Source organism: Arthrobacter sp. AG258, assembly GCF_004364695.1.
In the GTDB taxonomy this organism is placed as follows: Bacteria; Actinomycetota; Actinomycetes; order Actinomycetales; family Micrococcaceae; genus Arthrobacter.
The window spans coordinates 100,298-118,579 of sequence record NZ_SOBI01000002.1 but is presented as its reverse complement, the minus strand read 5'-3'; the positions used below and the strand labels follow the sequence as shown (position 1 = coordinate 118,579).

Here is an 18,282-nt window from a genome sequence, read left to right as displayed (position 1 = left end):
GGTACAGGGGGTATATAAAGCCCGTCTCACCAGGGCAAACGCCTGTACCACGTGCAAATCTCCATGTGGTACACCCCGTTTGGAGAAGTCCTGAAATCCCCGACTGACCAGGGGAAACAGGTGTACCACGTCAAGTGGTACACCTTCCGATACCCATAGGGGGTATACCGGCTCGCTGCTGCAGCCGGATCCCAGCTCTGGAGGTTCCCGGCCGGCCGGTCGGAAGAACTCCCCGAACCCCGACCAGGGGGTCGGGCGGCTCACGCCGCCCGCGGGGGAGTGCTCGAGCACGAGAAGCCAGCGGCTCCGTGGGGCATACGCCCCCGGAGCCGCTGTTTCTCATTCCAGACCGCACGCTCTCGTCGTGTCGTCGTGGCCTCCGGGTCTCGCGCGCGACCCCTCCGAGCCCCACCCGGGACCTCTGTCGGACCATGAGTCGGCTATCAGTCGACTCGTTGCGAAAGACCATTCGGATGGCATAGAGTCGTGAGCACGTTCCTATTCGATTACGAGACCAATCGGCTTCCCACTCACTGCCGGCAGGTACTCGACGCGATCGAGAAAGACAGCAGCATGACGACTCCTGACGACCCAACGCCCGTCTTCGACGAGGACTTCGACACCCCCTCGACCAACCCTGTCGCCGACGCCTTCACCGAGGTCATGACGTACTTCGCCGACGGCGGCGACATCGCCCCGCAAAACGAAATAGTCACGCGCGCGACCGAGGTCTACCTCCAGCTGATCGACCCGTCGGACCCGCCGGCACCGCGCCTGCTCGAGAAGCAGCTGCTCGCGATCGTGAACGGCGTCTCCAAGGCCGAGAACAGCAAGACCAAGGTGGCTGCCGAGAAGCTGCCCCTGGCCCGGCACCTGACCTACTGGCAAGTGGCGCAAATCCTGTTGAGCCTGCACCACGTGATCCGCATCGCCCCCAGCGCCAAGGACACTGACCGCGAGTACGACCTGCTGGCGATGTACCAGGCCACCGGCCCGGGCCGCGGCACGTACACCACCAGCGAGGACGACATCCGCACCACGGCACGCCGTTACAACACGCAGCTGACACTCAAGGAGTTCGCCGAGGTCCTGGCAGTACTCCGCGAGGACAGCCCGCGCCGGCACCAGTGCAGCCACAGAGACCTCATCGCCGTGAACAACGGCGTGTTCCACTACGGCCGCGAGGCCCGGGACATCCATGAGGGCGGCAAGGCCTTCCACTTCGAACCCAAGTCGCTCGTACCCTTCGACCCGGCACTGGTGTTCCTGGCCAAGTGCCACATCGACTACGTCGAAGACCCGGACAACCCGGTGATCGTCCACCCTGTCGACGGCTCGGTCTGGGACATCGAGTCCTGGATCCACGAGCTCTCCGACGAGGAGGGTATCCCCGAGCTGCTCTGGGAGGTCATCGGCGCGATCATCCGGCCGCACGTCAGCTGGGGCAAGACTGCCTGGTTCTATTCAGAACAGGGCAACAACGGCAAGGGCACGCTGTGCTCGCTCATGCGCAACCTGTGCGGGCCACGCTCGCACACCTCGATCCCGCTGAGCGACTTCGGCAAGGACTTCGCGCTCGAGCCGCTCGTGCGCGCCAACGCGATCATCGTCGACGAGAACGACGTGGGCACCTTCATCGACAAAGCGGCCAACCTGAAGGCGATCGTCACCAACGACGTCATCCAGATCAACCGGAAGTACCGGATGCCGATCGCCTACCAGTTCTTCGGCTTCATGGTCCAGTGCCTCAACGAGTTCCCGCGCGTGAAGGACAAGTCCGAAAGCTTCTACCGCCGGCAGCTGTTCGTACCGTTCAACAAGAGCTTCACCGGCATGGAGCGCAAGTACATCAAGGACGATTACCTCCAGCGCCGCGAGGTCCTGGAGTACGCCCTCTGGTACGTGCTCAACCGCGCCGGCGCAGCCGACCCGGGCAACTACTACCAGCTCTCCGAGCCGGTGGCGACCAAGGACGTCCTGGCCGAGTACAAGGAGGCCAACGACCCCGTGCGCGCCTTCTGGGAAGAGTTCCGCGAGCGGCTGGTGTGGGACCTGGTGCCTTTCACCTTCACCTATGACCTCTACAAGGCCTGGTTCGCAGACGTCTCGCCCTCGGGGTCGCCGGTGAGCAACAAGCAGTTCATCACGGACCTGGTTGCGATCGTGCGGCCTGACCCGCTGTGGCACTGCCCGGACAAGAACAAGAAGATCCGCCCCGGCCAGATGATGGCCACCCCCGAGACGACCATCGCCGAGTACGAGCTGAAGAAGTGGATGAACCCGCACTACAGCGGCTCGGACCCGAAAAAGAAGTCGCAGCCGGTCCTTCAGGCCAACTACCGCGGCCTGCTCCGGCACACCGGTCCCGCCGCCCAGGTGGACGCCGACGACGAGGACACCACAGGAGAGGACTGATCCGACCATGCGCACAATCGCCAGGGCCATCACCGAGCTCGCCCGGGCGGTGACCGACCTCGCCAAGCAACAAGGCAGGGCGAGCACCGCGCTGGCCGATGTCGCCCGCGAACAGCGGATCACCAACCTGATCGTCCGCTCGCAGATCAGTGCCGACCCGGAGGAGAAGCGGCGGCTCGTGGCTGAGGCCTCCAGTCGGATGGACGCCCCGCGCCGCCGCTCTCCACACAACCCGATCGACTGAAGGACGGATGTGCAGGAGAGGGAGTCTCACCCGGAAAGGAATGCGCCGACTGCATCGGCCAGCGTGAGCACTTCGGCTACTCCCTGGTGGGAGGTCGATGGGTCCGCGGTGCCCGGCCGGTCCCCGCGCCCGTCACAAGGAAGAAGCGCCGCCTAAGGCCATCCGCGGCAGCAGCCGGCACCCCGACCAGATAACTGCATACCCCGGCCGTGACGGCCGGTGACGACCGAAAGGCCAGACCCATGACCACCCAGCGCACCCCCGTCACAGCTGAGACCGCGCTCTTCACGTTCTACGACATCGAATCGCTGTCGAACGTCTTCACGCTGTGCGCCTACACCCCGCGGCCGGGCCGCGCCGTCCACGACCTGGAGATCTTCTTCCTGGCCGACGACCCGGCGCTGGTCGCCTCCGTCGACCCCCAAGCCCTCTACGACACCGTGATCCGCTCCAACCCGGGGCTGCCCGCGGTCAGCGTCCAGCTTTGGAACCTCGGCGGCGAACGGGGCAGCCTCCGGCTCGCCGAACTGATGGGCCTCTCGAACGCCGACCAGGTGTGCAACCACTCCGACCCAGGCGGGTACCCCGCGGCGCTGCGTCCGGTCTGCGACACAGACCCCGAGTACGACCCGGCAGTGCATCCGTTCCTTGCTGGCTACAACTCAATGAACTATGACACGACTATGGTCGCGCTCTACCTCAACGAGGCGTTTCCGGCCCCGGGCAGCGGTCGGCCGTTTCAGCCGACCACGGCCCGTACTCTGCGCGACCACAACGACCAGCTCTTCTCGTCCCAGCACATCGAGTACATGCCTGGCTACCTCGGCTGGGACGGGGCGGCTGCGAAGATCCGCCGCGCCATGCTTCACTCGGGCCGGCACCTGGACGTGGCCCGGCTGAACGAACTGCAGTCCAAGGTCAGCCTCAAGCGCCTGCTCGGGATGCTCGGCCGCCAGATCAAGGAATCCGAGAAGCTCAGCCATGACACGAGCATCGAGGCGGTAGAGGATCTCTATGAGCTGCTGGCCTACAACGTCTCGGACTGCCTTGGTCTGGCCCAGCTGTTCCGGCACCCGGCGTACGCGAGCAACTTCGATCTCAAGGCCGCTCTGCTCGCCCAGTTCACCGAAACGGTGTTCACCAATAACGGTGCGGTGCGCAAGGACCGGCTGGCAGTCGACTCCTCATCGGCAAAGTTCGTGGGCCGCATCCTCGCACCCTACGCCTCACTGGATGACATCGAGGCGGTGTCCTTCGTATATCCGCACCCCGAGGTCGCTAAAGAACGCGGGATCGAGCCGGTCAACGTGCTCGACGAGTGTGTGCGCTTCTTCGAGGAGAACGTCGCGCCCGACCCGGCCACCCACTCCGAAGTGACTGCAGCCCAGCGCGAGGCCCACCGGCAGTTCCTGCAAGTCGTGGCGTACTACCGCTCGATCGAGGGGCAGAACTTCAACGACTCCGAGGAGTACCGCGACAAGTTCAGCCTTCCGGCCCGGTCTCTGCGCGATGTGCCCAAGACCCCGAACAACGTGCCGTATTTCCGGGCGGACGCCTCGCCGTCGTCCTGCTTCGCCACGTTCTCCACCGGCGGCATCCATGGGGCCGAAGCCGACCTGTCGGTGTTCAACGCCGAGAAGGTCGAGCACAACGATCAGACCATGATGCTCATCCGGGCAGCGCAGGCCTTCCCGGACGCAAAGGACTTCGTGGCCGAGGCCAAGCGTCAGCACGCCATGCTCCGCCTGCCCGACGGCACCTTCGTCGACAAGCGGCTGGTCCTGCTGGGTTCGGACCCGGAGAAGGTCAAGTACCGCAAGCCGAAGAAGGACGACCCTGACCAGGCCGGGCAGCTCGCCCGCGCCCAGGCCCAGGTGCCTGACCCGGCGGACCTGTTGACCACCCAGCGGCCCGAGGCGGAGGCGCTGAACGTCGTCCTGCCCGACGGCGGTGTCCTGGAAGGCAAGGTGGTACTCGCCAACAGCACGGCCACCAATGCCGCCTACCGCGATGAGCCGGCCAAGAAGAAGCCGGAGCTGTTCATCGCCAAGGAAGACGGCTCCGACAAGTTGCACCCGAAGTTCGCACGTACCTCGGCTGGCCTGGTGATCCACGAGGACTTCACCAGCTACTACCCGAACCTGCTGCGCAACATGCGGGCGTTCTGGAACCCCGAGCTGGGTGAGGACCGCTACGCGAAGATCTTCTTCGACAAAGAGCGCTACGGCCAGGAGATCAAGGGGCTGAAGAAGCAGCTGGCGCAGCTTCCGGGCGACAGCCCTGAAGCTGCGCGGCTGAAGGCTCAGATCGCCGGGCTCGGCGTGCTGCGCAACGGCACGAAGCTGATCCTCAACTCGGCCTCGGGCGCAGGCGACGCAAGTCACCGGACGCCGATCCGGATGAACAACCGCATCATCTCGATGCGCATCCTTGGCCAGCTGTTCAGCTGGCGGATCGGACAGGCCCAGACGCTGGCCGGGGCGCGGATCATCTCCACCAACACCGACGGCCTCTACTCGGTCGTCGGCGGCGAGAACGGATTCGACGAAGCGACCAACAACCGGGTGCTCGCCGAGCAGCAGGAGGCCATCGGCGTCGACATCGAACCTGAGCTGATGTTCCTCATCAGCAAGGACTCGAACAACCGCCTGGAGCTGGAGGCCCCGGAACCGGGGCGGTCCGTGGCAGACAGTCCGATCATCGCCGCCGGTGGCGGCACGCTGGCCTGCCACGCGGGCCCGACTCCGACGAAGTCGCTGGCCCACCCGGCCGTGATCGACTTCGCCCTGGCCCGCTACCTGCAGACGGTGGCGAGCAGGGGGGAGTCGGCGATCGCGGAGCCCTTCGACCTGATGCTGGGCCGGAAGGTGATCGAGGAGGCGGTCCTGGAGGACGACCCGATCCGGTCGCTCCTGTTGTTCCAGAACGTCATCGCGGCCTCCCGCGGCTCGATCACCTACCCCTTCTCGGCTGCGCCCATCGACCCCGCCGTGGGTGTGAAGTTCAGCGAGCAGGGTCACGTGACCAACGTCCGCGACCCACAGGTGCTGCAGATGGTCAACCGGGTGTTCATCGTCCGCGAGGGCACCGAGAACGCCCGGAGCCTGCTCAACGCCGGTGCCTGGAAGGTCACCGCGGCCAGCCAGGCCAAGCGCCGCGAGGAGGACATCGGCCGGACCAAGCGCGACCCGGTCGCGCTGGAGGTGCTGCGCCATCACGGCTGGGCCCGCTCCCGCGCCGAGGCCAGCATGTCGGACGGGCTCGCCGTGCTCCCAGACGACCAGGACGTCGTGGTGCGGCGTATTAACGCCATCGACCCAACCTGGTCGATGGTCGTCGTCAACGACGACCTGCACCAGCTGCCGGCCGACCGGATCGAGCGGCTCATCGCCTCGCTGGACCTGGACACCTACGTCCGGATGCTCGAGGAGACGTGCACCAAGAACTGGATGAACGAGGCCGTCTGAGCCGATCCACCACAACCCGCACAAGGGGGCCGCGCACGCCGCGGCCCCCTTGTTCAACTCTGCGCACCATTGCGAATGGTTCCGCACAGATCATTCACTTCGAGTCATAATTGAGTAAGAAAGGCAATTCGGACTCGACGCGACACGACCACGAGAGGCCATCATGTCCCAGTCAACACTCCCTGTCCGCTCCACTGACCCGGAGACCTCCTACGCCGCCGCCGTGAAGGCCGCGCTCGGCGCATCCCGCGTCCGTCCCATCGTGCTCGACATCGTCCGCGAGAAGGGCCCGCTCACCCACGACGAGCTCATCGCCGCTTACCACGACCGCGTCGTCACCAGCCTCGGCGAGGTGCCGCGCTCCTCGGACTCCGGCATCCGCACCCGGCTCAAGGAGCTCGCCCACCAGGGCCTGGTGACCGTCGCCGACATCGACGGCTTCTCCAACTACGGCAATGCGGCCAAGCGCTGGGTCGTGGTCGACCCTGACGACCCGAGCTTCGTCTACGACCCGGACGCCATCGCTGCCTACATCGACGACGAGGACATCGTCGGCTTCGGGCACTTCCTTGACGGCGACGCCTCCGACGCTGCCGGGACCGACGAGGACTGAGCCCCCATGCCGAGGAAGAAGAACCAGCGGGAGAAGGCCGTCGAGCAGTACCTGCTCACGCAGTGCCGCCGGCACGGTCTGTTCTGCCTGAAGTTTGTGTCCCCGGCCCGCGGGGGCGTCCCCGACCGAATCGTCCTCACGCCCACCGGCACGGTCTTCGTCGAGGTCAAGCGACCCGGCGGAGACCTCGAGAAGCGCCAGCACGTCATGCACGCCAAGATGCGCCGTTTCGGTGCCGAGATCCACGTCGTGGATGACGAGCAGGCCGTCGACGCCTTCATCACCCACGTGCTCGGTTACCGCCGGATCGAGAGCCAGCAGAAAGCAGCATCATGACCGCAACAGCCACGGCCGCGGGCCCGGAGACAACCGCCCGCGACTACGAAACGAAAGACTCGGGATCACGCAGGGTCACCGCCTCCGGCATGCAGCGCGAGGTGAAGACAGGCCAGCCCCGCTTCGACCTGCTCGTACCCCTTCAGGTGCCCTACCAGGACCAGCTGCTCACAAGGACGGCCGCGCTCGTGGAGCGTGGAGCGCGCAAGTACGACTCGCGCGACTGGGAGCAGGCCAGCACTGCCGCAGAGATGGAGGAGTTCCGCGCCAGCGCCTTCCGCCACTTCATGCAGTGGATGTGCCGCGAAGACGATGAGGACCACGCGGCTGCCGTGGTGTTCAACCTCCTGGCCGCGGAAAGCACCCGGACGGTGATCGCCCGCGGTGACGCCGGAACCCCGGAGGCCGCCCGATGAGCGGCCGCGTCACCAAGGGCAACGGCCAGGCAACCTCGGCCTTCCGCCAGCTCACCCGGGCCGACCTGGGCACCTTCGATCGCGAGGCCACGGAGCTCGTGCTCGAAGCGATGCGGGCCGGCTGCGTTGGGCGTGTCTCGTCCCGGGGCCACGCCATTCTGCGCAACAACGCCGGCGGATCCGTCTCGGTGCCGCGCAACATGACCTCACCCAACCGCACGGCGCAGAACGCCCGTGCCGACATGAAACGGCTGCTCGGCGGGCACCGGGCCGACCATGCAGTATCCGCCGCAGACCGCAGGCCACGCGGGAAACGGCAGATGACCGTCGCGGTGGCCTTCGTTGAGCACCCAGCCGCCTTCTCCCGCTGGTTCGACGCCCAGCCCGAGGGCCTGCCTGCGGACCAGCTCATCGAGGTCTCGTTCGACGGGGCCGGGGAGCCGGCCTTCCAGGCCGTGCCCGTCGACGCGCCCGCACAGCCCGATGCACCGGAACAAGACCAGCCGGGGCCCGCGACGGCCCGGCCCACCCGCCGCCGGGGACACCTGATGATCGCGCCCGAGCCCGGGCAGGAAGCAGAGGACGACATGACCGCCGAGGCCAAGGAAGATCTGCCGCTTGCGACACGCATACCCGATTCGGCCGTCGGGGATGCCTCTGCCGAAGCGGTGCTTGAGCGCGTACGCACCGCACTGGGTGAAGACCCGCGTGTCACCGCCCTGCAGCGCAGGATCGTCGGGCTGGAGGCAGAGCTCGCCGCCCAGACACGCCGGGCCGATGACGCCGAGGTCCGCCTGGGCCTTATCCGCGAGGCATTCCATGCCTGATCCCGACTACCGACAACCCACGAGAGGAGGCCGCACACCATGACCACGACCATCGCACCACCGCAGCCGTCACCCGCGCCCATCGTGCTCAAGCCCTACCAGCAGCAGATCCACGACTTCCTCGTCAGCCGCCCCTTCGCCGGAGCCTGGCTTGGTGTCGGAGCCGGGAAGACGCTTTCGACCCTCAGCGTCCTGCAGACAGTCCGGCCGATGGGCCACATCCTCGTCGTCGCACCGATCGCGATCGCACGCTCGACCTGGCTCGACGAGATCGACAAATGGGGATTCCCGATCCGAACCAAGTCGCTCATCGTCAACGAGAACGACCGGAAGCTGCCCAAGGAGAAGCGCCTGGAACGCTTTCGGGAAGTCTTCTCCGACCCGCCGACGATGTACTTCGTCAACCAGGAGTTGCTGACCCAGCCCTCCCAGGGTGCGCGTCTGCTCCAGCTGACCGGCGAGCCCACCGGCGATGCCATCGCCGCCGGGATCTCACCGGAGGCCGTGCGGCTGCGCGGGCTCATCGAGACGATCGGACCAATGGCCCAGGAGCAGCTGATCGGACACTTCCTGCAGCTGGCTGCCGGGCAGTCCGGAACCAAAGCCCCCACCAAGACCGCTGTCAAGGAGGCGATCAGCGAGCTCGTCACCCGCGGTGCGCTGGAGCGCGAGAGCCACGACTGTCGCAGCTGCGGCGGCGACGGCTGCGCGCAGTGCCGCTACGGCCTGGTCGACCAGATGCCGATCCAGTCCATCAACGGACAGGACACCCTCATCTGGCCGTTTCAGACGGTAATCATCGACGAGTCGCAGGGCTTCAAGTCCCACAGCAGCGCCCGGTTCAAGGCCTTGAAAGCGGTCCGCCCGGCCATCACGCGGCTCATCGAGCTGACCGGCACGCCGAGCCCGAACGGGCTGCACGACCTGTGGAGCCAGATCTACCTGCTCGACCAGGGCGAGGCCCTGGGCCCGACCATCACGGAGTTCCGCAACCGGTGGTTCATCCCGAAGATGGTGCCTGGCACCACCACCCCGGCGAAGTGGATCCCGACCCCGAACGCCGAGGCCGAGATCCATGAGGCCATCAGGCACCTGGTGATGAGCGCGCAGAACACCAACCTCAACCTGTCGGGCCTGACGATCCAGGACGCCAACGTCACCCTCCCGCCGGACCTCATGCAGGCCTACAAGGAGTTCAGGCGCGACCTCGTGCTCGACGTCGTGAAGACCTACCAGGACGAGGACGGCAAGCTCACCCAGAGCGTTGAGTCGATCGTCGCCGAGAACCAGGCGGTCCTCACCAGCAAACTGATGCAGTTCGCCTCGGGGACGCTCTACACGGCCGACCCGGAGGACCCGGCGACCAAGGGCCAGTACGAGGTTATCCACGACAAGAAGCTCGAAATGGCCGAGTACCTGGTGCGCAACAGCGGGGGAGACCCCGTGCTGGTCGCGTACCACTTCCGCTCTGACCTGGAGCAGCTGATGGCGCGCTTCAAGAAGGCGGGCATCGACGCGCAGGTCTTTGACGGCTCGCGGGAGATGGTCCGCCGGTGGAACGCCAAGCAGATCCAGGTGATGCTGCTGCACCCCGCGGCGGCCGGCCACGGCCTGAACCTGCAGGACGGCGGCTCGACGATGATCTGGTACACGCTGCCGTTCTCGCTCGAGCACTACCTGCAGACCAACGGCCGTCTCTACCGCACTGGGCAGACCAAGCCCGTGGTGATCCACCGGATTATCACCAAGGGCACTCAGGACGAGCGGATGCCCGGAGTCCTGGCAGAGAAGCAGCAGGTCCAGGACGACCTCATCTCGGCTGTGTCCGGCGAGGAGGCGATCCTCGTCGCCCTCGAGGAGGAGATCCAGGACGACCTCAACGACCTGTGGGTCTCCGAACGGGTCTGACCAACCCATTCCGACGCCGCGGAGCGCCAGCCACACGCCGGCGCTCCGCGGCGCACCACCCCGACCCCAGTGCCACCCGGCCCGAGGAGGACTGATCCATGAATGACCCGAAGCACCAGGCCTGGCCCGACGGAGCGCGCGTGCGCTTCACCGCCGAGGCCAGGGAAGCCATGCAGGCGCGGCCCGGAACGAAGCCGCTGCGCGCACCGGCCCTCGGGCCGAACACGGACTACACGATCGACAACACCGACGACGGCCTGCACGACGTCGTGCTGCGCGAGACCGGGGAACGCTACGGCGTGCTCTGGCTCCAGAGCGCAGAGCACGAACCCGTCGACCCCGACGTCGCGCTGCTCGAGGAGCTCTTCGACCGCGAGCTGCCGGCCAGCTTCGACCCCGCCCGGGGGACAAGGAGCGTCACTCGCCATCACGGAGCAGGGATGGCCACAGCCGGAGCCCGGCCCGCCACGACCGTAGTTCCGCGCGGCAACTGGATGCAGACCTACACGGGTCGCCGGTTCTACCCGCTGGACCCGCGGCCCGAGGACGTGGACATCGCCGACATCGCACACGCGCTGTCCATGCAGTGCCGCTACAACGGCCACGTCCGCCGGTTCATGTCCGTCGCCGAGCACTGCGTACTCCTCTCGCGACTCGTCGCCCCGGAGCATGCGCTCTGGGCGTTGCTGCACGACGCGACAGAGGCATACGTGGGCGACATGGTCCGCCCGCTGAAGCTTCACATGCCGGAGTACTGGGCCGTCGAGGACGGCGTCATGGTCGCCATCGCCCAGAAGTTCAGTATCGACCCCGCCATGCCCGCCGAGGTGAAGCACGCCGACTCGCGGATCCTGCTCGACGAGCGCGCGGCGCTGCTGGGCGAGCCGGCGGGGGACTGGGAGGTTCCAGGTCAGCCCTTCGGGATCGAGATCCAGGCCTGGAGCCCGGATGCTGCCGAGCTCGAGTACCGCCTGCGCTTCGCCGAGCTGATTGGAGACCCGGCCGGTCTGCCCGTCGGGCTGTGCGGAGACCGGGAGGACCACCTGCCCCACACCCACCGCAGCGCCTCGCTTGGCGGGCTCTGGTGCTCCGCTGACCAGGACTCCCGCCTCCCCTGGGCCGCCGAACGTCGGCAGACCCAACCCGGAAACGCAGGAGAACAGCCCCATGGCTGAGACCAGGATGACCGGGACGGAACGCATCGCAGCTGGTTCATGACCGACCGGTGACCGGCACCCTGCGGGTGCTGGTCACCGGAGGGCACAGCGTCGGGGTCGGCAGGGCCGACCCGGGTGCCGGGGCAGTGATGTCGGGGGTCGGGTCCCGGCCCGGTCCCCCCTCATTGCCACGACACCACAACGAGAAGGAGCGAGTCCCATGGCTGAGCAGCCCATCTACCGGCTCCCGCCTGCGGGCTGGTCGGACTTCGGCGCACACATAGACCAGCCGGAGGTCCGCCTCGAGTTCTCGGCCGAGACCGGCGAGGACGGGATGCCGCTCTGGGAGCGGCCCATCGACATCCGTCACGACGACCAGGAGGTCTCGCCATGAAGGCGTACAGCACGCAGACCGAACGCACCTACGATTCCTGGGAGGACCTGGTGGCCGAGGAGGCCAACGGCTACGGCGTCGTGGTGATGATGCAGGCCGAGAGCCTGAAGTCCGCCAGCCCCCAGACCTACTCGCGCCTGATTGGGCCGTTCGACGACCAGAAGAAGGCCCGGAACAAGGCCGCAGCCGTTCGCCGCGCCTGGAAACGCGCCAAGGACCGCGACCCCCGTATCCAGCTGCTGGGCGTCTCGGTCGAGCCCATCTGGCCCGACCTGCGCTTCGGCACCAGGAACTGAGACCTAATTCCACAACCAGCGCCACGGGCGCGCTGTCGGGGCCGACGCTCCGCAGACCATCAACGACACGACCGACGAGGACATCCGCCATGACCATGACGACCACCGCCCGCCCCGCACCTCCACGCCTGCAGGACCCGCTCGACGCCGTGATGCGCAACTGCCTGCGCGATGACGCAGTCTGGGCCGAGGTCACCACCACGCCGGCCGGCCTCAACCAAACCGAGCACTGGCTGAAGACCACCGCCTCAAGCATCGACCAGCAGCTCTCATTCCGCCAGGACGACGCCGAGATCTGGCGGCTGTCCCCGCTGGATCACAGCACACAGCTGATCGAGTTCCTCGAGTGGCGCAAGGGCGCGCTCTACCTCAAGAGCCTCTGCGAGAAGCGCCTCATCGACATCAAGCGCCTGCGGACCGCCGACGAGGAGCGCGCCGAGGAGATGAAGGTCCTGCTGGTCCGCCTGGCGCAAGCCGTCGTCGCCCACGAGGGCGAGCTGATCGGAGACGAGGACCTGTACGGAGCCCTCGACCGGATCTCGCTCCCCGGCGCGGACGCGCCGACCCTGCGGGAGTACCTCCAGTTCCGCGACGGCTCGAAGGACTGACCCAGACCACACGACCGCAGCCTCGCCGCGGCCGGGTCCCTGTGGGACGGCGGCGCGACGGGGCTCCTCGATCCCGGGCCAAGCGGCCCGGCGGAAAGAACCGCATGACGCCCCAGACCACCACGACCACCGCAGAAGAGCTCGTCCCTGAGATCGAGCAGACCCTGCTCGATTCGCGGGCGGACCGTGCCCTGCACGAACGCCGTGGGGTGCACGAGCACTCCGAGCAGACGGAGCTGAGCGACCACGAGCGCACCGTGATGCTCGACGTCACCCTGGCGCTGCTCATCCGGCATCGGCTGCCCATCGACGCCGACCGCGCCGCGAAGGCGGTGGCCGCCGCGCAGACCGCCGATGCCCGCACGTGGGCGGCTGGCTGCGCCCGCCACATCGCCCGCGTGGCGGAGGAGAAGAACCCATGAGCCGAAAGCGCAGGCAGCACTACTCCACCGAGGGCTTCCGGCCGTCGGCGAATCCCGAACAGGCGCACTGGATGCGGGAACTCCGCAAGTCCAGTGCGACGCAGCGGCACACCCCCAAGCCCCGCAAGGGCACCCGCCGCGAGCGGGAGCGACAGGCGATCCGCGACCAGCAGCGACACCGAGGAGACCACCCATGACCGACAACAACCGAGGGCCCGCAACCGGAATCGCGCTCGACGCAGAGTCACTGCGCGCCGAGCTGCGGGAGGCCCCGGAGGCCCACGGCCTCGATCCGGAGCAGGCGGCGGAGATCGCAGCGCTCCCGGACGGACAGATCAACAGCTGGATACACGAGCTCGCCGCGCGCGACGACGCCTTCTGGGCGCTTTACGACGGGCTCCGCCGGCGCACCATCGCCCATCTCGCCGAGATGCACAGCACAGCCAAGGACGTGAAGCCGTGAACGCGCCCCTGCCCGACTGGTGGGTCGACGCGACGCCGGACGGCAAGTGCGCCAAGCACCCCGGCAAGCACGAGGTCTACGTCTACGGCCAGCAGCGCGCAGACGGCATGGCGTGCATCGGGTGCAGCTGGCAGCACAGCACGGTCATGTCGACACCAGCAGCCATCGCCCGGCACGACGCCGACCAACACCTCGAGCACGACCACGGGCTCTGGGTGCCCATCGATCGCGGCCCCCTCGCGGGCACCTGCCCGTGCGGGAAGCCCGGGCTGTACGCCGACTCAGTGCTGCGGACCAAGGTCCGCGCAGTCCTCCAGCAGGCGCAGCCGTGGAGCCCGACACCGGACCAGCTGGCGGACCTGCTCGTCGGCGCGCTCGTGCCCGACCACGGCATCCTCGTGGCCTTTACGGCCGAGCAGCAGACCGAGTCCGACTGGGAGCTGGGCTACAGCGCCTCGTACACCGACCTCGCTGCCCCCGAGGTGCTCGGCCACCGCCTGAGCGAGCGGGAGCTCGCCGAGCTGTACTTCCAGATCGAGGCCATGGGTGGACTCGGCGAGTCCGAGGCCTACCGCGACCTGGACAAGGCCGTCGAGCGCCTCGGCGAGGAACCCGCCCGGCAGCTGCGCGAGCGTGTGGCCCAGCCCGGGCTGTTCGACCTGGAGCCCGACGTCTGAGAGCCAGGGCCTCCACACCACAACGACCCCCAGCAGGGGAGAGAAGGAAACCAAGTCCCATGACCCCCACCACGATCGGCGACCTGCCCCGGACCGCCCACACCGCGCCGAAAATCACCATCTACGGGCCGGCGGAGTGCCCCAACTGCGACAAGGCCAAGAGCCTGTTCGATCGGCAGCAGCCCGCGATGCAGTACACCAAAATCGACATCGAGCAGGGCGATGAAAACCACCGCCACATCACCGAAGACCTCGGATATGCCCAGGCACCCGTGATCGTCGTCAAGCTGGCCTCCGGCCGCACCGTCCACTGGGGCGGGCACCGCCAGGACATGCTCACCGCCCTCGTCCGGCTGTGCACCAAGGGCATCGTCCCGGAGGACCGGAAGGCGGCGTCCTGATGGCAGCGGCGCAGCAGCGCCTCGGCCTCAGCATCACCGCCCGGCAGGCCGACATCCTGCTCGATACGCTCGTCGACAAATCCGTCGAGACGGACCACTACCTGCTGTCCTATCCCAAGGACGAACCCGACAAGACCGACACCTGCTGCGACGCGCACCTGGCCCGGTTCGAGCAGCGCGCACTCCAGCGCAAGGCGCTGCTCGAACGGAAAGCAGAGGTACAGCACCTCATCGCGCTCATCGAGGCGATCCGGCCGGCGTTCGAGGCCTCCGAGTCCTCCCCGGTAAGCACCACGGCCGTGGACCTGTCCGGCGTGACGCTCGTCTACCGGGACACGGCAGGCAAGACGCACGAGCAGCCGCTGGCCGACATCGGATCCGCCGGGACCCTCATCGACCCCGACACCGGAGACGACCTCGAGCTCATCGCCGCGCTGGTCGCAGCAGACCCCACCCGAACCAAAACCCAGGGAGCAACCCCATGAGCCTGCACATCGACAGCCTTGCCGACCTCGTCCGCGGAGCTGTGTCCGGCGGCGACACCACCCGGGAAGACTTCGAGCGTGCGCTCGACCAGGTCTTCCCCCGGGATCAGCTCGACCCGTTTGAGGGCACCGGCAGCGAGGAGTACCTCGTCGGATGGACGATCGACCAGGATGCTGCATCGCCCGCTGAGGCCGCCAGCAAGGTCTGGCGGGAGGTCTTCCAGCGCGGACCATGGCAGCCCAGTGCTGACGAGGGCTGCGTCTTCACGGTCTCTCGTGAGGGCCAGCGTGTCGAGATTGACCTCAGCGACGAACACTTCGCGCACCTTTTCAGTGACTAAAAGGAACAGCGGGAGCAGCGCGCGGCGCAGCCGCCCCGGAGTACAGGACGGAAGCCTCGCGCACAGAGCCCCGGAGGAATGGGATCCTCCGGGGCTCTGTGCCCGCACACCCCGAGAACGAAGTACCGACACACGCACGACAACTTCTAGGAGGAGCCACGGTGCTCGCACAGCAGAACACCCGCCTCCCGGCCGCACCGTCATGAGCGGTGAGGACCCCGACGAGAAGTGGCGCAGGGATGCCCTGTGCGCAGAAACAGACCCCGACGCGTTCTTCCCGGAGAAGGGCGGCAACACCACCGACGCCAAGAAGGTCTGTGCCCAGTGCGGGGTGCGCGCACAGTGCCTGGATTACGCGTTGAGCGCCGACGAGCGCTTCGGCATCTGGGGCGGACTCAGCACCGCCGAACGCGACCGCCTTATCAAGACTTCACCGGTGGCACACCGTAGCGCCGCCCAGGCGCAAAAGCAGGAACGCGACACCCTCATCGTCGCGATGGCCGGCAGAGGGATCGACCCCCGGACCATCGCCGACATGGCCGAGGTCACCGACCGCACCGTCTACCGGGTGCTCGCCCGGCACAAGGAGCGGGGGGACGCCGTCTCCGCCTGAGCGCAGCACCGTCAATTGAAAGGACCGCCATGCCACTGTTCCCGCGCCGCTTCAGGCAGCAGAACCTGCTGCCCGGGGACGCCTATCCCCCTGAACGGACTACAGGCGCGCCCATGCCGGCCAGGAAACGCGCCGCCATTGACCGCAAGCTCCGCCGGATGGTGAAACAGCATCGGCTCCCGGCCGAGCCGGGAGAGTACCTCGACGCAACGGGCGACCGCTGGACGCTCGACGCCCAAGGCGGCTGGACCGACGCCGGCGGCGTACACCGCGACGCCCGGTACGCGCCGATCATCGCCTTGTTCGTCCACAACTCCGGCCCGTTCACGCGCATCGAGAGCTGATGGCCACCCCCGCCGCAAAAGGAGCAACCATGCACCCCCGCATCGAAGACAGCCACCTCGACCCCGGACTCCTGCCGACCGTCAATCCACAGCAGCGCACCGACACCCAGCTCGTCGAGCCGGTGCTCCGGGCCATCCACGCCGCCGTCGCGGACTGCAGCGTGACCGCCGCCCAGGTCTTCGCCGGCCGGATCCACACGCGCAAGAACGAGGAGTGCACGACAGCGTTCGGCCGGCCGCCCAGCGTCGGTCACGCATCTGACGGTGACGACTTCTACTTGCAGATCGGCGTCCGGGTGCCCTCGTACGCAGCCGCACCGGTGCTCGAAGCGATCCACGCCGTCGAGGCCATGTCGGACGCGCAGGCGCTGCGCGAGGCGCGTGCCCGGCTCGCCGAGGCCAGGGCGCGCACCGCCGCGGCACAGAGCGAAGAAGCCCGGGTCGAGGCCGAGATCGCCCGCCTCGAACCAAACAAGGAGTAGACCATGAGTGCCATCCAACCCCTGGCCGCCCGCATGCGGCCCACCTCCCTCGACCAGATCGTGGGCCAGGAGCACCTGGTCTTTCCCGGCTCGCCGCTCGAGCTGCTCGCCCAGGGCGAGGGTGCGACCTCGGTCCTGCTCTGGGGTCCGCCCGGCGTCGGCAAGACCACCATCGCCTCGGTGATCGCCCGCCAGACCAGCCGCCGCTTCGTCGAGCTCTCTGCGACCAGCGCCGGCGTAGCCGATGTCCGCAAAACGCTCGCCGGAGCCCAGAAGGCCCTCGACGACGACCTCCAGACGCTCGTGTTCATTGACGAGATCCACCGCTTCTCCAAGGCGCAGCAGGACGTCCTCCTGCCCGCCGTGGAGGCCGGGGTCATCTCGCTCATCGGCGCGACCACCGAGAACCCGAGCTTCTCGGTCAACTCGGCACTGGTCTCGCGCTCAATCCTGCTGGTCCTACGCCCTGTGGAGGACGGCGAGGTCGTGAACCTGCTCTCGCGTGCCCTAGAGGAGGACCCGGTCCTCTCAGCCACCGGGATCGGGTTCGCCGACCCCGCGCTGCAGATCATTGCAGGGCTGTCCAGCGGCGACGTCCGCCAGGCGCTGAACCGGCTGGAGACCGCTGTCGCAACTGCGCAGGCCGCAGGCAAGAGCGTCGTCGACCGCGAGGTGCTGGAGCAGGTCACCGGCGCTGCGCTGCAGCGTTACGACCGCGATGGCGACCAGCACTACGACGTCGTCAGCGCATTCATCAAGAGCATGAGAGGCAGCGACCCGGATGCGGCCCTGCACTGGCTGGCCCGGATGATCGAGGCGGGGGAGGACCCGAGGTTCATCGCACGGCGCTTGGTGGTGCACGCCTCCGAGGACGTCGGCATGGCCGACCCCTCGGTGCTGGGCATCGCAGTGGCCGCCGCCCAGGCAGTCCAGCTGATCGGTATGCCCGAGGCGCGGCTCAACCTCGCTCAGGCAACGGTCGCAATCGCCACGGCCCCCAAGTCGCCGGCCGTCATCCGCGGCATCGACCAAGCGCTGGAAGACGTCCGGCGCGGCCGGACCGGGAGCGTGCCAGTGCACCTGCGCGACGCGCACTACCCGGGCGCGAAGGGCCTCGGGCACGGAGAAGGCTACTTCTACCCTCACGACTTCGAACACGGAGTTGTCTTGCAGCAATACCTACCCGATGCCGTCCGCGGCACACAGTATTACCGTCCTACCGGCAATGGCTTCGAACAAACAATCGCCAGACGGTTGGCTGCGATCGATCAGATGACCGTGGAGGACAGGAACCCCCTCGACTAGATCGCGGACCAGAGGTAGAACCGTGGCCGCATCATCCTGGATCGTCGCTGCATGGAAAATCACCAGCA

The 18,282-nt window shown here is 67.5% G+C and carries 23 protein-coding genes; all 23 read left to right on the top strand.

What is annotated here, in order from left to right; all coding sequences use genetic code 11:
* Positions 1-486: 486 nt before the first annotated feature.
* The 23 genes from DFO47_RS03810 (at position 487) to DFO47_RS03705 (ending at position 18,214) form a co-directional block, all read left to right on the top strand.
* Entirely contained in the window at positions 487-2,415 is a 1,929-nt protein-coding gene (locus DFO47_RS03810) for a phage/plasmid primase, P4 family (RefSeq protein ID WP_208294363.1), read from the top strand.
* Positions 2,416-2,422: 7 nt separating this feature from the next.
* The gene (locus DFO47_RS03805) at positions 2,423-2,659 is read left to right on the top strand and encodes a hypothetical protein (RefSeq protein ID WP_133830765.1); all 237 of its coding nucleotides are present in this window, start codon (positions 2,423-2,425) and stop codon (positions 2,657-2,659) included.
* A 242-nt stretch (positions 2,660-2,901) separates the two neighbouring features.
* Complete coding sequence (locus DFO47_RS03800; protein WP_133830764.1) at positions 2,902-6,126, top strand: hypothetical protein; 3,225 nt, start codon at positions 2,902-2,904, stop codon at positions 6,124-6,126.
* 163 nt (positions 6,127-6,289) lie between these two features.
* On the top strand, positions 6,290-6,739 hold the full coding sequence (locus DFO47_RS03795; protein ID WP_133830763.1) for a hypothetical protein: 450 nt from the start codon (positions 6,290-6,292) through the stop codon (positions 6,737-6,739).
* A 6-nt stretch (positions 6,740-6,745) separates the two neighbouring features.
* Positions 6,746-7,075 carry a VRR-NUC domain-containing protein gene (locus DFO47_RS03790; protein WP_133830762.1) on the top strand — a complete coding sequence of 110 codons (330 nt, stop codon included), beginning with the start codon at positions 6,746-6,748 and terminating at the stop codon, positions 7,073-7,075.
* Entirely contained in the window at positions 7,072-7,491 is a 420-nt protein-coding gene (locus tag DFO47_RS03785) for a dATP/dGTP diphosphohydrolase domain-containing protein (RefSeq protein ID WP_133830761.1), read from the top strand. The genes DFO47_RS03790 and DFO47_RS03785 overlap by 4 nt, the downstream gene beginning before the upstream one ends.
* Complete coding sequence (locus DFO47_RS03780; protein WP_133830760.1) at positions 7,488-8,318, top strand: hypothetical protein; 831 nt, start codon at positions 7,488-7,490, stop codon at positions 8,316-8,318. Before DFO47_RS03785 ends, DFO47_RS03780 begins: the two co-directional genes overlap by 4 nt.
* Positions 8,319-8,357: 39 nt before the next feature.
* Entirely contained in the window at positions 8,358-10,226 is a 1,869-nt protein-coding gene (locus DFO47_RS03775; RefSeq protein WP_133830759.1) for a DEAD/DEAH box helicase, read from the top strand.
* Positions 10,227-10,324: 98 nt separating this feature from the next.
* A complete protein-coding gene (locus tag DFO47_RS21200; protein ID WP_208294362.1) occupies positions 10,325-11,401 on the top strand; it encodes a hypothetical protein in 1,077 nt (358 codons plus the stop codon).
* 202 nt (positions 11,402-11,603) lie between these two features.
* Complete coding sequence (locus DFO47_RS21060) at positions 11,604-11,777, top strand: hypothetical protein (protein ID WP_156400143.1); 174 nt, start codon at positions 11,604-11,606, stop codon at positions 11,775-11,777.
* Positions 11,774-12,073: a hypothetical protein gene (locus DFO47_RS03765; RefSeq protein WP_071416427.1), complete on the top strand. Its 300-nt coding sequence runs from the start codon at positions 11,774-11,776 to the stop codon at positions 12,071-12,073. The genes DFO47_RS21060 and DFO47_RS03765 overlap by 4 nt, the downstream gene beginning before the upstream one ends.
* Positions 12,074-12,162: 89 nt before the next feature.
* Positions 12,163-12,681 (top strand): hypothetical protein, encoded by a 519-nt coding sequence (locus DFO47_RS03760; RefSeq protein ID WP_133830758.1) that lies wholly within the window; start codon positions 12,163-12,165, stop codon positions 12,679-12,681.
* 104 nt (positions 12,682-12,785) lie between these two features.
* Entirely contained in the window at positions 12,786-13,103 is a 318-nt protein-coding gene (locus tag DFO47_RS03755; RefSeq protein ID WP_056387538.1) for a hypothetical protein, read from the top strand.
* Positions 13,100-13,300, top strand: coding sequence for a hypothetical protein (locus tag DFO47_RS03750; RefSeq protein WP_056387535.1), 201 nt, complete (start codon positions 13,100-13,102; stop codon positions 13,298-13,300). The genes DFO47_RS03755 and DFO47_RS03750 overlap by 4 nt, the downstream gene beginning before the upstream one ends.
* A complete protein-coding gene (locus DFO47_RS03745; protein ID WP_056387532.1) occupies positions 13,297-13,566 on the top strand; it encodes a hypothetical protein in 270 nt (89 codons plus the stop codon). The genes DFO47_RS03750 and DFO47_RS03745 overlap by 4 nt, the downstream gene beginning before the upstream one ends.
* A 146-nt stretch (positions 13,567-13,712) precedes the next feature.
* Positions 13,713-14,243, top strand: a complete 531-nt coding sequence (locus DFO47_RS03740) for a hypothetical protein (RefSeq protein WP_133830757.1) — start codon at positions 13,713-13,715, stop codon at positions 14,241-14,243.
* Between the two features lie 59 nt (positions 14,244-14,302).
* Complete coding sequence (locus DFO47_RS03735; protein ID WP_056387525.1) at positions 14,303-14,644, top strand: glutaredoxin family protein; 342 nt, start codon at positions 14,303-14,305, stop codon at positions 14,642-14,644.
* Positions 14,644-15,129, top strand: coding sequence for a hypothetical protein (locus DFO47_RS03730; protein WP_071416431.1), 486 nt, complete (start codon positions 14,644-14,646; stop codon positions 15,127-15,129). The genes DFO47_RS03735 and DFO47_RS03730 overlap by 1 nt, the downstream gene beginning before the upstream one ends.
* Positions 15,126-15,470: a hypothetical protein gene (locus DFO47_RS03725; RefSeq protein WP_071416432.1), complete on the top strand. Its 345-nt coding sequence runs from the start codon at positions 15,126-15,128 to the stop codon at positions 15,468-15,470. The genes DFO47_RS03730 and DFO47_RS03725 overlap by 4 nt, the downstream gene beginning before the upstream one ends.
* Before the next feature lie 202 nt (positions 15,471-15,672).
* Positions 15,673-16,083 (top strand): WhiB family transcriptional regulator, encoded by a 411-nt coding sequence (locus DFO47_RS21470; RefSeq protein WP_133830756.1) that lies wholly within the window; start codon positions 15,673-15,675, stop codon positions 16,081-16,083.
* Positions 16,084-16,112: 29 nt separating this feature from the next.
* The gene (locus DFO47_RS03715; RefSeq protein ID WP_133830755.1) at positions 16,113-16,427 is read left to right on the top strand and encodes a hypothetical protein; all 315 of its coding nucleotides are present in this window, start codon (positions 16,113-16,115) and stop codon (positions 16,425-16,427) included.
* Positions 16,428-16,456: 29 nt separating this feature from the next.
* Positions 16,457-16,909, top strand: coding sequence for a hypothetical protein (locus DFO47_RS03710; RefSeq protein ID WP_133830754.1), 453 nt, complete (start codon positions 16,457-16,459; stop codon positions 16,907-16,909).
* A 3-nt stretch (positions 16,910-16,912) separates the two neighbouring features.
* Positions 16,913-18,214 (top strand): replication-associated recombination protein A, encoded by a 1,302-nt coding sequence (locus DFO47_RS03705; protein WP_133830753.1) that lies wholly within the window; start codon positions 16,913-16,915, stop codon positions 18,212-18,214.
* Positions 18,215-18,282 lie beyond the last annotated feature (68 nt).

Excerpts from the sequence above, each read along its gene's own strand:
- DFO47_RS03805 (WP_133830765.1), top strand. The coding sequence starts at position 2,423 with ATGCGCACAATCGCCAGGGCCATCACCGAGCTCGCCCGGGCGGTGACC.
- DFO47_RS03800 (WP_133830764.1), top strand. The coding sequence starts at position 2,902 with ATGACCACCCAGCGCACCCCCGTCACAGCTGAGACCGCGCTCTTCACG.
- DFO47_RS03795 (WP_133830763.1), top strand. The coding sequence starts at position 6,290 with ATGTCCCAGTCAACACTCCCTGTCCGCTCCACTGACCCGGAGACCTCC.
- DFO47_RS03790 (WP_133830762.1), top strand. The coding sequence starts at position 6,746 with ATGCCGAGGAAGAAGAACCAGCGGGAGAAGGCCGTCGAGCAGTACCTG.
- DFO47_RS03785 (WP_133830761.1), top strand. The coding sequence starts at position 7,072 with ATGACCGCAACAGCCACGGCCGCGGGCCCGGAGACAACCGCCCGCGAC.
- DFO47_RS03780 (WP_133830760.1), top strand. The coding sequence starts at position 7,488 with ATGAGCGGCCGCGTCACCAAGGGCAACGGCCAGGCAACCTCGGCCTTC.
- DFO47_RS03775 (WP_133830759.1), top strand. The coding sequence starts at position 8,358 with ATGACCACGACCATCGCACCACCGCAGCCGTCACCCGCGCCCATCGTG.
- DFO47_RS21200 (WP_208294362.1), top strand. The coding sequence starts at position 10,325 with ATGAATGACCCGAAGCACCAGGCCTGGCCCGACGGAGCGCGCGTGCGC.
- DFO47_RS21060 (WP_156400143.1), top strand. The coding sequence starts at position 11,604 with ATGGCTGAGCAGCCCATCTACCGGCTCCCGCCTGCGGGCTGGTCGGAC.
- DFO47_RS03765 (WP_071416427.1), top strand. The coding sequence starts at position 11,774 with ATGAAGGCGTACAGCACGCAGACCGAACGCACCTACGATTCCTGGGAG.
- DFO47_RS03760 (WP_133830758.1), top strand. The coding sequence starts at position 12,163 with ATGACCATGACGACCACCGCCCGCCCCGCACCTCCACGCCTGCAGGAC.
- DFO47_RS03755 (WP_056387538.1), top strand. The coding sequence starts at position 12,786 with ATGACGCCCCAGACCACCACGACCACCGCAGAAGAGCTCGTCCCTGAG.
- DFO47_RS03750 (WP_056387535.1), top strand. The coding sequence starts at position 13,100 with ATGAGCCGAAAGCGCAGGCAGCACTACTCCACCGAGGGCTTCCGGCCG.
- DFO47_RS03745 (WP_056387532.1), top strand. The coding sequence starts at position 13,297 with ATGACCGACAACAACCGAGGGCCCGCAACCGGAATCGCGCTCGACGCA.
- DFO47_RS03740 (WP_133830757.1), top strand. The coding sequence starts at position 13,713 with ATGTCGACACCAGCAGCCATCGCCCGGCACGACGCCGACCAACACCTC.
- DFO47_RS03735 (WP_056387525.1), top strand. The coding sequence starts at position 14,303 with ATGACCCCCACCACGATCGGCGACCTGCCCCGGACCGCCCACACCGCG.
- DFO47_RS03730 (WP_071416431.1), top strand. The coding sequence starts at position 14,644 with ATGGCAGCGGCGCAGCAGCGCCTCGGCCTCAGCATCACCGCCCGGCAG.
- DFO47_RS03725 (WP_071416432.1), top strand. The coding sequence starts at position 15,126 with ATGAGCCTGCACATCGACAGCCTTGCCGACCTCGTCCGCGGAGCTGTG.
- DFO47_RS21470 (WP_133830756.1), top strand. The coding sequence starts at position 15,673 with ATGAGCGGTGAGGACCCCGACGAGAAGTGGCGCAGGGATGCCCTGTGC.
- DFO47_RS03715 (WP_133830755.1), top strand. The coding sequence starts at position 16,113 with ATGCCACTGTTCCCGCGCCGCTTCAGGCAGCAGAACCTGCTGCCCGGG.
- DFO47_RS03710 (WP_133830754.1), top strand. The coding sequence starts at position 16,457 with ATGCACCCCCGCATCGAAGACAGCCACCTCGACCCCGGACTCCTGCCG.
- DFO47_RS03705 (WP_133830753.1), top strand. The coding sequence starts at position 16,913 with ATGAGTGCCATCCAACCCCTGGCCGCCCGCATGCGGCCCACCTCCCTC.